Below are 11,790 nucleotides of genomic sequence, written 5' to 3'. Positions count from 1 at the left end.
ATCATTCGCTGCCTCAAACGAGCCGTCGCCCGCGAAATGTTTCAGCTCCTGACCCGAAAAATCACTACTTGACAGTCATAGGAGCATCACGAGGGGATCACGTGGGTGAACCGCACCTGGCTGGCACTGGATCTGAGCAACCCGATCAGATCCGGATCGTCGTCAACCAATCTGCCCGTCCTTCCGATCACGGCGAGGCATCCCGACACCCGGCCGGTGTCGTCGCGCACGGGCACTGCGACCGCTGATCGTCCGACCTTGATCTCGTCCTTCTCCATCGCGATGTCGGCGGTGCGAATTCGGCTGAGTTCGATCGCCAACTCGGCGAGGTCGACGATGGTCTGCGAGGTGAACTTTCGTAGATCCGTCAGCACGTGGCGGTCGGGTCTGTTGGCCAGGAGCAGCTTTCCGATCGCCGACGCGTGCACATGTGTCACGAGCGCAGATTCGCCCGACAGTTCGTGATCGGGATCCCGGTCGACCAGCTGAATGCGATCGCCCGCGTACGACGCGAGATACACGCCGAACCTGATCTGTGTACGGAGATCGTCCACGACCTGTGAGTTGTCGACGTCCGCCGGTGGAGCTGCACCGGCAAGCTCTCGTGTTCTGCGTCCGAGTGCGAATCCGGACAGATCGTCGATCCGGACGAGAAAGCCATCTGCGACAAGGAGATTGAGTAGACGGTACGCAGTCGCGGGCGGGATCTCCGCAGCGTGCGCGACCTCCTTCGCGGTGGCGCCGGATCCGAGGTGTGCGACGGCTTCCAACAGCGCCAACGCCTTCTGCACAGCCCGCGGTTCGTGCCCGCCGACCTCGCTCGCTCTCGATGTTCGGACCGCCATCAGCGTGCCTGGGGCCTCGGCTGCTTCACCAGTGCCACCGCGCCGCGTGAATTCTCGCCGTACGACGCCGCACCGGGAAGCACGTCTCGGCTCTCGGCGCTGTCGAAGACGCCGACGGCGGCGAGTGCCTGCGGGCGAGCGCGATGTAGAAACGCGCGCCACAGGAACCCCGACACGGCCAGGACCGCAAGCATCGCGAGCAATGCAGCGTTCTGCTGCAGGCTCACCGTCACGACGAGGTTGACGAGCACCGCGCACCCTGCCGCACAGGCCAGAACTCCGGCGAGCACGACCGTCGTCGTGAGTTCTCCGATGCGTCTCAAGAACACCACAGCAGCGACGGCCACGACGGCGTAGCCGACGAGCACTGCTGCCCGGGCAAGCAATCGAACGTCGTCGAGTGCGACCGACCCACCGGCGAGGACCAATGACGAACTCACGATGACCAATCCGACGACGACGACGTACAACGCAACATGTGGAGTGCGGAAAGTTCTGTGCACCATGGCGAATTGGCGCGAGACGACCTTCTCGATTCCCATCGTGTACAGCAATCTCGAGGCGGCATTCGACGACGCCATCGCCGACGCGAGCCACGAACAACCGAGCCCGACGTCGAGCGCGATCACGAGCCACGCGTCGATCCCCGTCGATGTGCCGTGCTGGTACGCGTCGAGAAGCAAGCCACCGCGACCCGACCACACTGCCCACGCTGCGAAAGTGAACAGGGCACCGCAGATGAGAGGCGTCGACAGAACAGTTCTGGTCACGTTCACGAGGGGGCGTTTGGCTTCCGGTGCGAAGAACGTCGAGCTCTCGAAGCCTGCGAGTGAGAACATCGCTGCGAGCGCGACGAGCACCAAGCCGTGCGGCGCACCGGACGGCTCGATCGCGACGGATCGACTGTCCGGAAACACCAGAAGCGCAGCGATGAAGAGCAACGAACACAGTTCGACGAGAAGTATCGCGATCGCGGCGAATCGGACCCCTCGAAGCAGACACGCGAGCAGGACGGCGGCGATAATGACGTGAATCGCGATCGCCCCGATCGATCCTCCGGTAGGAATTCCTATCTCGCCCAACGCCCTACGAACGGCCTGGCCGCCGAAGTACAGTGTCATCGCTCCGCTGGCGCAGTATTTGCAGAGCATCGCTGCTCCGACGGTCAACGCTCCGCGAGGGCCAGACCCTTTGACCGTGAAACTGTAGAGACCTCCGGACGAGGAGAAACGTCTGGTGAACTGCGAGACGCAGAACGCGATCAGTGACACGGCGACTGTCGCGGCGAACACCGTCAACAGACCGCCGAGCATCGTCTCGTGAGTCAGCATCGTGACCGGAAGTATCACCATCGATGCAGCGGGAGCCGTCGTCGCGACCGACTGTGCGAAGACCTCGATGCCCGACAGCTGTCGTCTGCCGAGTGCGCGCAGAGGAGAGAGCGCGGGTCGCTGAGGTTCGTGCGCGGCGAAGGACGCGGTGATGGCGTGTTCGAGTGCAGACATGATGGCCGAAAAATAGCCGCGCATTGTTGCGGCTGCATTGCGTCGATGCTTCGGCTGTGCGCACACGAGTGAGAACGATTCACGAATTCGACGCCCGTTCTCACCCCGAGTTCGGTGAACGTCTCGCGCACTACGCATTCCGGAATTCTCGGCATTCCACGATTGGCCGAACTCGAAACGTCTGCGAACAGGAGTATCGATGGAAGTAACTCGGAGATCGTTCATGCGTGGCCTCGGCGTCACAGGAGGTGCGGGCCTCGCCTACGGGGCGATGTCGACATTGGGGCTCGCGCCCGCGGCTGCCGCGGGGCCGAGAAGATTTCAGCCGCCTGCGATGGCCGATCTGATCGACCGGGTCGACGGGAGCCCGACTGTCGTCGTCCTCGGCGGAGGGCCCGCAGGACTCTGCGCGACATACGAACTGCAGAAGGCCGGCTATTCGGTGACCATCCTGGAGGCGAGGCAGCGGCCGGGTGGTCGTGTCTGGTCGATTCACGGCGGCGACGAGGAGACCGATCTCAACGGTGAGACCCAGAAGTGCACGTTCTCGGACGGCCATTTCTACAACATCGGTGCGACGCGTATTCCGCAGAGCCACATCACGATGGACTACTGCCGGGAACTCGGCGTCGAACTGCAGACCTTCGGCAACCAGAACGCCAACACGTTCGTCAACTACAAGAGTGACACGCCGCTGAATCGGCAGTCGGTGTCCTACCGAGCGGCGAAAGCCGATACCTACGGGTACATGTCCGAGCTCCTGCAGAAGGCTGCGAGCAGGGGAGCACTCGACGATGTTCTGACACCTGACGACAAGGACGCGTTGTCGGAGTTCCTGTCGGGCTTCGGTGATCTGTCCGACGACGGTCGCTACATCGGATCGTCGCGTCGTGGATACGGTTCGGAGCCAGGCGCAGGCCTGAACTTCGGCGACGCGACCGAACCGTTCGGTATGTCCGAAGTGATCAGGAGCGGTATCGGGCGCAATTTCAGCTTCGAGTTCGGCTACGACCAGGCGATGCTGATGTTCAGCCCGGTAGGCGGAATGGACCGGATCTACTACGCCTTCGCCGACGCGATCGGCTCGGACCACATCGTCTACGGCGCCGAAGTCACCGCGTTGAAGAACACGTCGGGCGGTGCAACTGTCGAGTACGTCAAAGACGGCTCGGCGGAATCGATCTCGGCCGACTACGTCATCTGTACGATTCCACCGGCACTCGTCACCCGCCTGGACAACAACCTGCCCGCCGACGTCCTGCTCGCATTGAGAGCGGCAAAGGCGACACCGTCCGGAAAGCTCGGAATCGAGTACTCACGGCGCTGGTGGGAGACGGATGAACGCATATACGGCGGAGCGAGCAACACGGACATGGACATCTCCCAGATCATGTTCCCGTACGACCACTACAACTCCGACCGTGGAGTCGTCGTCGCGTACTACAACACCGGCAAGCGGCACCAAGCGTTCGAATCCCTCACGCACAAGCAACGTCTGGCGAAAGCCGTCGCCGAAGGTTCGATGATCCACGGCGAGAAGTACACGAAAGACATCAGCTCGTCGTTCTCCGGTAGTTGGCGTCGAACGAAATACTCCGAGAGCGCGTGGGTGTCGTGGGCAGGCGCAGGTGACTCACACGGTGGCGTCGCGACTGCCGAGTACGAGAAGCTTCTCGATCCCGTGGAGCGGATCTATTTCGCAGGCGATCATCTGTCCAACGCCATCGCGTGGCAACACGGTGCGTTCACCTCGGCACGCGATGTCGTCACTGCCATCCACGAACGCGTCACCGCATCCTGAATTCTGTTCTCCCGAAAGGAAAATCTGTTGCAGAATCCCACACGCTCGTTTGCTGCTGCCCTCGCCGCGGGAGCACTTCTGTTCACTGCTGCATGCTCGTCGGACTCCGATGCCGCAGCGGTCACCGAACCCACATCGGGTGCGCGGGCGGTCATCGAACCCGGTGAGTCCAACCCGATGATCGCTCAGGGCGTCGAGATATCCGGCGACGCGACGGTCTACAAGTCCAGTGGCATCGGTCCGACGGCGATGAACGACGAAGCGCCCGAGGGAAGCCCGGAATCGTACATCGACACCGACCAGTTCTCGGGAGGGACGCTGCCTGACGGTGTCACCGTCACCGAAGCGCAGGGGATCGGTGTCCTGAAGAAGATCCGCGACAACCTCGAAGATCAGGGCTACTCGCTCGAGGACGTCGTGACAATGCGGGTGTTCCTCGACAACGCGCCTGGCACCGACCGTGCGGACTACACGGGTTGGAACCGCGCGTACCGCCAGTTCTTCGCGAACACGAACCTCGACACCGAGGAGACCGAGTTGGTGCCGATGGGGACTGCGGAGCCGGCCGCACCGATCGAACGAAATTCGGCGAGGCCGTCGCGATTTGCACTCGAAGTCGCCACGCTGCCGGTGCAGGGGTGGCTCGTGGAGGTCGAGGTGGATGCGGTCAAGTAGTTGCCTCCACGTCGTGAGTGAAAATGTATAGAGGGCTATACATTTTCACTCACGTGCGCCGAAGGCGGACAACAACCCCGAATACTGCTTCGGCAACGGACGCGCGAACTCGCCGGTCTTCCCGGTGCGCAGTCCCATCGTCACGAGCGATTGGACGAACAGCGTGGCCGCAGCAACCCCGTCGACGACGGGCATTCCGATCTCCGACGAGATGTGCTCGCACAGATCCGCCATGCCGGCGCACCCGAGCACGATGGCGTCACTGCCGTCCTGGAGTGCCGCGTCGCGGCAGGCTTCGGTGATGATCTTGCGGGCATCCGGGTCCGTCTCGAGTTCGAGAACCGGTATCTCACAGGCGTGTACGCCACGGCACTGCCGCGCGAATCCGTAGTGCTCGGCCAGATCCCACGCTCGTCCGGTGGTTCGTCCCAACGTGGTGACGACCGAGAAGCCGCGTCCGAGGAAGCTTGCGGCGTGCATCGCCGCCTCGGCGATTCCGACGACGGGTCCGGTCGCGGCCTCGCGCGCGGCGTCCAGGCCAGGATCGCCGAAGCATGCGATGACATAGCCGTCGACGCCCTGCTGCTCACCGAGCGTGATCTGTTCGAGAATGCCTGGGACGCTCAGTGCTTCGTCGACGTGCGACTCGATGGACGCGGGTCCCATGGTGGGACTGACCGCCTCGACGAGTGTGCCCGGGCCTGCGACGGCTCGGGCACACTGTTCGATCGTGGCGGTCATCGACCATGTGGTGTTCGGGTTGACGACCTTGATGAGCACAGTTGCTACGCCTTCACCGCGAGCTTGGTCTTGGTTGCCAGTACGTAGTACAGACCGAATCCGACGGCACATCCGATGAACCAGCTGTACTTCGACGCCGTGGACATCCCGGCGATCTCCATGCCGTCGATCGCGCCGTTGAACAGAACGGTGAACATCGCGAGGACGGCGCCTGCGACGGTGGCGTACACCGCGGCAGGGTTGTAGCCCTTGGAGTACCAATACTTTCCGGCGGGAGACATCGTGAACAACTCGTCGACGACGACCTTCTGCTTCCGCACCAGGTAGTAGTCAGCGATCAGGACACCGAACAGCGGCCCGATGAACGCTCCGAGTGTCTCCAGAGTCAGATGGATGACGTCGGGGTTGTTGTACAGGTTCCACGGGGTGATCAGAACGGATCCGACGGCCGCGATCATGCCGCCCGCGCGCCAGCTGATGCGCTGCGGGCTGACGTTCGAGAAGTCGAACGCGGGCGAGATGAAGTTGGCGACGATGTTGATGCCGATCGTGGCGATGGTGAATGTCAGTGCGCCGAGCACGATGGCGAACGTGCTGTCGATACGGGCGACGGTTTCGACCGGGTCGGTGATGAGCTCACCGAACACCGGAAGGGTGAGCGACGCGGTGACTACGACCAGAATCGAGAACACGAGGAAGTTGATCGGCAGTCCGAGGAAGTTGCCCTTCTTCACCGCGGAGTAGGACTTGCCGTAGCGGGAGAAGTCGCCGAAGTTGAGCATCGGCCCCGAGAAGTACGAGACGACGAGGGCGATGGCACCCAGCATGACCGGGACGGCACTGAAGCCGCTGTACTCGACCTCTCCGAGGTTCAGATCGATTGCGCCCCAACCTGCTTTCCAGATGAGGTATCCGCACAGTGCGAACATGACGACGTAGACGGCGGGTCCACAGAAGTCGATGAACTTGCGGATGGATTCCATGCCGCGCCAGAACACGGCGGCCTGCAGCACCCACAGGAACAGGAAGCTGGCCCAGCCGAGAGCCGACAGTCCGGCGAAGCCGTAGTCGGCCGTCACGGCATAGGGCGCGAGACTCGGGAACAGCTTGATCAGCACGATGTCGAGTGCAGCGGACGCGAGGAAGGTCTGAATTCCGTACCACGCGACGGCGATGAGCCCGCGAATGATCGCAGGGATGTTCGCACCGAGCACTCCGAACGATGCCCGACAGATGACCGGGTACGGCACGCCCGCGACCTGACTGGGCTTGGCGACGAGGTTGCAGAAGAAGTAGACGATGGTGATGCCCACGAGAAGCGAGATCAGGACCTGCCAGCTCGCCAGTCCGAGCGCGAACAAGCTTCCAGCCGTGACGTATCCGCCGACGGAATGGACGTCGGACATCCAGAATGCGAACAGGTTGTACGAGGTCCACGACTGCTTCTTCAGCGGAGCGAGATCCTCGTTCGTCAGACGCGGGTCGTACGAGTCCTTGATCAGGCCACCACCGACTGGATGGCCCGCTGCCTCGACCACGTCACCTACCGGCGTAGTGCCTGATCCGTGCGCTGTATCTGTCATCGATGCTCCTGATGGGCGACGTGCTTCGCGTGGGCTGTCGGTCTACTGCGTCGATGGAGCGGACCGGCGAGACAAAAGGTAGCGAGCAGTTGTTGCGCCTGCGTGACGGAAGGAATATATCTTTCGAGCGGCTCAATCCGTGGCGGGATCGGCGAGTAATCCGGTATCCGAAGAAATGGAGGAAATGACGGTGTTGAGTCTGCCGTGATGGTATTGCGCAATAGCCGACAAAGTAGCAGCGTCGCGATCGAGAAATGCGTCGAGCATCTGTCTATGGTCGGAATGCAGTGTCTCGCGATCCGAACCTGCAACATGCACCATGGGCTGCACCGGTTCGGTGATGTTCCACGCCGACTCGAGCATGTGAAGAAGCCTCTTCATGCGCGACGGGCGTGTCAATGCCATATGGAATTCACGGCTCTGACGGTGATACTCGCGAGGGTCGTCGGCCGTGATCGATTGTTCGAGAGCCGCGTTCGCTTCGATGGCGAGCTGTCGATCCTCGTCGGTGGCCAATTCGACGGCAGTGGCGAGGGCAGCCGTTTCCAGAACCTCTCGCACTATGTACATTTCTCGCAGTTCCGCCGACGTCAATTGCGCGACGGTATATCCGAGATTCGGCCTGTGATCGACCAGCCCTTCGCCGATGAGTGTTTTCAACGATTCGCGGACCGGAATCCTGCTGACGCCGAACATGTCGGCGACCTCGTTCAACGGAATGGGAGTATTGGGCGGGGCGTCGCCGGAAAGAATGACGCGTTTGAGTTCGTCGAGAATGGTCGGTTGACGGCCGCCCGGCGCAGAAATGTTCAGCCGATCGAGAAGAACGGACCTCCGACGCGGTGGCATAGTCACTCCTTCCCGATGCTCGTCACGCACGCTAGTGGCTCGATGTTTCGTCCGTGTGACAGTCGTGCTGCATTAGCATCGATCGAATGCTGCACCCGACATCGCTGGCGAACCACAGCTGGCAACAGGTTCGAGACGACTACACCGTCGCCGTTCCCGTCGGAGCGTTCGAGCAACACGGCCCGCATCTTCCCCTCGACACCGATACCCGCATCGCCGTCGCGGTCTGCTCGCGCATGCCCGGCGTCGTCGTGGCGCCTGCCGTCGCGTACGGCGCCAGCGGAGAACACGAGGGTTTCCCGGGCACCGTCTCGATCGGCGCGCAGGCGCTGCGTGACGTGCTGGTCGAGTACGGGCGCTCGGCGTGCAGGTGGGCGTCGCGGCTGATCTTCGTCAACGGACACGGAGGAAATGTCGCCACGCTCGTCGAGGCGACGACCCTTCTGCGGTACGAAGGTCGCGACGTCGCGTGGCTTCCGTGCGCCGTGCCGGGTGCCGACGCCCATGCCGGGCGAACCGAAACGTCACTGCTGCTGCATATTTCGCCGGAGTCCGTCGATATGAATCGCGCCGAGCCGGGCAACACCGAGTCGATCGCTGCGCTGCTCCCGCGCCTGCGTGAGGGCGGTACGCGCGCGGTCTCGGCGAACGGTGTGCTGGGCGACCCCCGGGAGGCGACGGCAGAGGAAGGGCAGGCGATTCTCGACGACATGGTGCGCCGCGCGACGGCCGCCGTCGAGCGTTGGGACCCGTCGTCGAACGGAATGGTGAGTCGATGAAATGACCGAAAACCCAGGACGAAAACAGGCTCGCGGTATGTTAGTGACTTTTTCGGGCCGTGGATGACACTTTCGTCCCGTGTCCCTTTACGATCGCTGAATGGGTCAAGGTCGATTGCCTGATGGCTTCGGGGTTCGAGTCGATCCGCGCGTACGCAAATACTCGGACGGTCGCGTTCTGATCGGCGGGTCGCCGACGAGGATGCTGAAGCTGGCGCCGACGGCGGCCGCCATGATCGGCGACGGTTTCCTCGAGGTCACCGATTCGCAGTCCGCTCTCGTCGCGCGCAAGCTCCTCGACTCCGGAGTGGCGAATCCGCGTCCGATGTCGATTCCGTCTCCGCGCGACGTCACGGTCGTGGTGCCTCTGAAGAACAACGCAGCAGGCCTGGGAAGGCTGCTGCCCGCGCTGCACGGACTGAACGTCATCGTCGTCGACGACGGTTCCGACGAGCCGGTTCAGCCGCCGGCAATGGAGTGGAGCGTCGGCGGTGTGACGGTGCTGCGGCACGAGGACTCACGCGGTCCGGCAGCAGCACGCAACACAGGGTTGCGTAGTGCGACAACCGACTTCGTGGCGTTCCTCGACTCCGATGTCGTCCCGCGCAAGGGGTGGCTCGAGGTCATGCTCGGTCATTTCTCCGACCCGGCCGTCGCCCTTGTGGCACCGCGGATCGTGGCGCTGGAACCGGAGGGCAACGCCCTTGCCCGCTACGAGCACGCTCGGTCGTCGCTCGACCTGGGCCGTCGCGAGGCCGCAGTACAAGCGGGAAGCTCGGTCTCCTACGTGCCCAGCGCGGCGATGCTCATTCGGCGACGCGTCGCAGAAGAGTGCAACGGCTTCGACGAGTCGATGCACGTGGCCGAAGACGTCGACCTCTGCTGGCGGCTGCAGGAGGCAGGGTGGCGCCTGCGTTACGAACCCGTCGCGAATGTAGCGCACGATCATCGCGTGACGTTCGGTCGTTGGTTCGGACGCAAGCTGTTCTACGGCACCGGGGCAAGCCCCCTCGCCGAGCGGCACCCTGGGATGGTCCCGCCGATCGCGATGTCGCCGTGGACGCTCATCGCATGCCTGTTCGCCGCGAGCCTGACCAAGATCGGGTTGATCGGCGCGCTCGCAACTCTCGCGGTGACGATCGGGAAGCTTCGCAAGATGTTCGTCGGACTCGACCAACCGACCCGTATCGCCGCCATTCTCGCGGCGGAAGGTTTCGTTGCCGGGCTCTGGCAGTTGGCGTCTGCGCTGTGTCGTCATTATTGGCCGATCACACTGTTGGCGGTGTTGCTGTCCAGTCGAATTCGAAAGATCGCGCTGGGGTTGGCGGTGGCCGAGGCCGTCGCCGATTGGTACAAGCATCGTGAACTCGGCGGCCTCGATCCCGTCCGGTACGCATTCTTCAAGCGCATGGACGACGTCGCATACGGCGCGGGCCTGTGGCGCGGCGCTGTCTCGTCTCGAAGCCTGAAGGCGCTGGCGCCGCGCATGGATACGTGAGCAACCACCACGCAGATGTGATCGTCGTCGGCGGCGGTTCGTGTGGATCGGTCGTGGCGTCACGGCTCAGCGAGAATCCGGACTGCCGCGTCGTCGTCGTGGAAGCCGGTCTCGGTGTCGACCGGGTCGAGGACTACGCGCCGGAGATCGTCGATGCTCACGTCCTGCCCGTCGGACCGGGAAGTCCGTGGACGTCGTCGTATCCCGCCGAACTCGCACCGGGAGTGGCGCGGGAGATCTCGCGAGGACGTGTGCTCGGCGGATCCGGCGCGGTCAACGGGGCGTACTTCGTTCGGGCCCGGCGGGACGACTTCCGCCACTGGCCGTCGAACTGGTCGTACGAGAACGTGTTGCCGTACTTCCGCCGATCGGAAACAGATCACGACTACGCCGGTGACAAGCACGGCGGCGACGGCCCGATCCCGGTGACGAGGACGCCGGTACGTTCTCGCGGCGCCGTCACGAACGCATTCGTCGACGCCGCGTCGCATCTCGGTTTCGGTGACGACCCGGACAAGAACGACCCGAATCCCGCGGGTGGCGTCGGTCTAGTGCCGCTCAACGTATCTCGTGGTAGGCGAGTGAATGCCGCTGCGGCATATCTGATTCCGCATCTCGATCGCCCCAACCTCGAGGTGATGGCCGAATCGACTGTTCTGCAGGTGCTGTTCGACGGGACCGCGGCGACGGGTGTGCGCGTGCTGCGGCGTGGTGTCGTGACGGACGTGCGGGCGGAACGTGTGGTTCTGTGCGCCGGGGCGGTACGTTCGCCGCAGCTGCTGATGCTGTCCGGAGTGGGACCCGCAGAACATCTGACGGGGTTGGGAATCGCCGTTCGTCTCGACCGGCCACGCGTCGGCCGCGGATTCTCCGATCATCCGGAAGTCGGTGTGTACTACCGCAGTTCGGCGCCTCATCGACCCTCGTCGCCGATCGAGGCAGTACTGCACGTCGACGATCTCGAAATACGCCCCTACACCGCGTCGTTCGGGCACATGATCGCCGGGCTCGGGCCGGTGGACCCGATGATCGGGATCGGACTGATGCGCGCCGACAGTCGGGGGGACATCACGCTGCGTTCAGCAGATCCGCTGGACTCGCCGTTCGTGCGGTATCGGTATCTGGAATCGGCTGCAGACCGTGACGCCCTGCATGCCGGTCTCGACATCGTGGATGCGTTGATGTCGACCCCGTCGCTGGCGGCCATCGCGTCGAAGGTCGACGTCGTGGGGGATCGATTGTTCGGCCGGCTGGGCACGGCCCTGCACTTATCGGGCAGTTGTGCGATGGGCGGGCCCGACGCGGTGCTCGACGACCGATGCAGAGTGCGAGGACTCGACGGTCTCGACGTCGTGGATACGTCGGCCATCCCGGTCGTGCCCACCCGCGGCCCGCACGCGACCGCGATCATGCTGGCCGAACGCGCCGCCGAAGCGATCGCGGACGACCTGCGTTGACCCGTGGTTTCTCGTCGTCGAACCGGGCATCAGCTACGGTTTGAGGAAATGACCGTC

At 63.4% G+C, this 11,790-nt stretch carries 10 protein-coding genes; 5 read left to right on the top strand and 5 right to left on the bottom strand.

Annotation, left to right across the window (positions count from 1 at the left end; all coding sequences use genetic code 11):
• Positions 1 to 86 precede the first annotated feature (86 nt).
• Together CHB96_RS28900 and CHB96_RS28895 are read right to left on the bottom strand one after the other, a co-directional pair.
• Positions 87 to 845 carry an IclR family transcriptional regulator gene (locus tag CHB96_RS28900; RefSeq protein WP_089252869.1) on the bottom strand — a complete coding sequence of 253 codons (759 nt, stop codon included), beginning with the start codon at positions 843 to 845 and terminating at the stop codon, positions 87 to 89.
• A complete protein-coding gene (locus CHB96_RS28895) occupies positions 845 to 2,350 on the bottom strand; it encodes an APC family permease (RefSeq protein ID WP_089252873.1) in 1,506 nt (501 codons plus the stop codon). The genes CHB96_RS28900 and CHB96_RS28895 overlap by 1 nt, the downstream gene beginning before the upstream one ends.
• A gap of 223 nt (positions 2,351 to 2,573) precedes the next feature.
• Between CHB96_RS28895 and CHB96_RS28890 the strand changes: the two genes are divergently transcribed.
• Positions 2,574 to 4,151 (top strand): flavin monoamine oxidase family protein, encoded by a 1,578-nt coding sequence (locus CHB96_RS28890; protein WP_089252867.1) that lies wholly within the window; start codon positions 2,574 to 2,576, stop codon positions 4,149 to 4,151.
• Between the two features lie 27 nt (positions 4,152 to 4,178).
• Positions 4,179 to 4,826, top strand: a complete 648-nt coding sequence (locus CHB96_RS28885; protein WP_089252865.1) for a Rid family hydrolase — start codon at positions 4,179 to 4,181, stop codon at positions 4,824 to 4,826.
• A gap of 45 nt (positions 4,827 to 4,871) precedes the next feature.
• Here the strand turns inward: CHB96_RS28885 and CHB96_RS28880 are convergent, their stop codons facing one another.
• The 3 genes from CHB96_RS28880 to CHB96_RS28870 form a co-directional block, all read right to left on the bottom strand.
• Positions 4,872 to 5,606, bottom strand: coding sequence for an aspartate/glutamate racemase family protein (locus tag CHB96_RS28880; protein WP_089252863.1), 735 nt, complete (start codon positions 5,604 to 5,606; stop codon positions 4,872 to 4,874).
• A 5-nt stretch (positions 5,607 to 5,611) separates the two neighbouring features.
• The gene (locus tag CHB96_RS28875; RefSeq protein WP_176444560.1) at positions 5,612 to 7,150 is read right to left on the bottom strand and encodes an NCS1 family nucleobase:cation symporter-1; all 1,539 of its coding nucleotides are present in this window, start codon (positions 7,148 to 7,150) and stop codon (positions 5,612 to 5,614) included.
• 132 nt (positions 7,151 to 7,282) lie between these two features.
• Complete coding sequence (locus CHB96_RS28870) at positions 7,283 to 7,999, bottom strand: GntR family transcriptional regulator (RefSeq protein WP_089252859.1); 717 nt, start codon at positions 7,997 to 7,999, stop codon at positions 7,283 to 7,285.
• Positions 8,000 to 8,085: 86 nt separating this feature from the next.
• On the opposite strand from CHB96_RS28870, the gene mftE reads away from it, so the two are divergent.
• From mftE to mftG, 3 genes are all read left to right on the top strand, one after another.
• On the top strand, positions 8,086 to 8,778 hold the full coding sequence (mftE, locus tag CHB96_RS28865) for a mycofactocin biosynthesis peptidyl-dipeptidase MftE (protein WP_089252857.1): 693 nt from the start codon (positions 8,086 to 8,088) through the stop codon (positions 8,776 to 8,778).
• A gap of 100 nt (positions 8,779 to 8,878) precedes the next feature.
• Positions 8,879 to 10,276, top strand: a complete 1,398-nt coding sequence (gene mftF, locus CHB96_RS28860; protein WP_089252855.1) for a mycofactocin biosynthesis glycosyltransferase MftF — start codon at positions 8,879 to 8,881, stop codon at positions 10,274 to 10,276.
• Entirely contained in the window at positions 10,273 to 11,733 is a 1,461-nt protein-coding gene (gene mftG, locus CHB96_RS28855) for a mycofactocin dehydrogenase MftG (protein ID WP_089252853.1), read from the top strand. Before mftF ends, mftG begins: the two co-directional genes overlap by 4 nt.
• Positions 11,734 to 11,790: the final 57 nt, after the last annotated feature.

The sequence above is a fragment of the Rhodococcoides kyotonense genome (assembly GCF_900188125.1).
Classification (GTDB): Bacteria; Actinomycetota; Actinomycetes; order Mycobacteriales; family Mycobacteriaceae; genus Rhodococcoides; species Rhodococcoides kyotonense.
The sequence above is the reverse complement of the archived record's forward strand: the minus strand, read 5'-3'. Positions and strand labels throughout refer to the sequence as shown.

Excerpts from the sequence above, each read along its gene's own strand:
- CHB96_RS28875 (WP_176444560.1), bottom strand. The coding sequence starts at position 7,150 with ATGACAGATACAGCGCACGGATCAGGCACTACGCCGGTAGGTGACGTG.
- CHB96_RS28900 (WP_089252869.1), bottom strand. The coding sequence starts at position 845 with ATGGCGGTCCGAACATCGAGAGCGAGCGAGGTCGGCGGGCACGAACCG.
- CHB96_RS28890 (WP_089252867.1), top strand. The coding sequence starts at position 2,574 with ATGCGTGGCCTCGGCGTCACAGGAGGTGCGGGCCTCGCCTACGGGGCG.
- CHB96_RS28870 (WP_089252859.1), bottom strand. The coding sequence starts at position 7,999 with ATGCCACCGCGTCGGAGGTCCGTTCTTCTCGATCGGCTGAACATTTCT.
- CHB96_RS28895 (WP_089252873.1), bottom strand. The coding sequence starts at position 2,350 with ATGTCTGCACTCGAACACGCCATCACCGCGTCCTTCGCCGCGCACGAA.
- mftE (WP_089252857.1), top strand. The coding sequence starts at position 8,086 with ATGCTGCACCCGACATCGCTGGCGAACCACAGCTGGCAACAGGTTCGA.
- mftF (WP_089252855.1), top strand. The coding sequence starts at position 8,879 with ATGGGTCAAGGTCGATTGCCTGATGGCTTCGGGGTTCGAGTCGATCCG.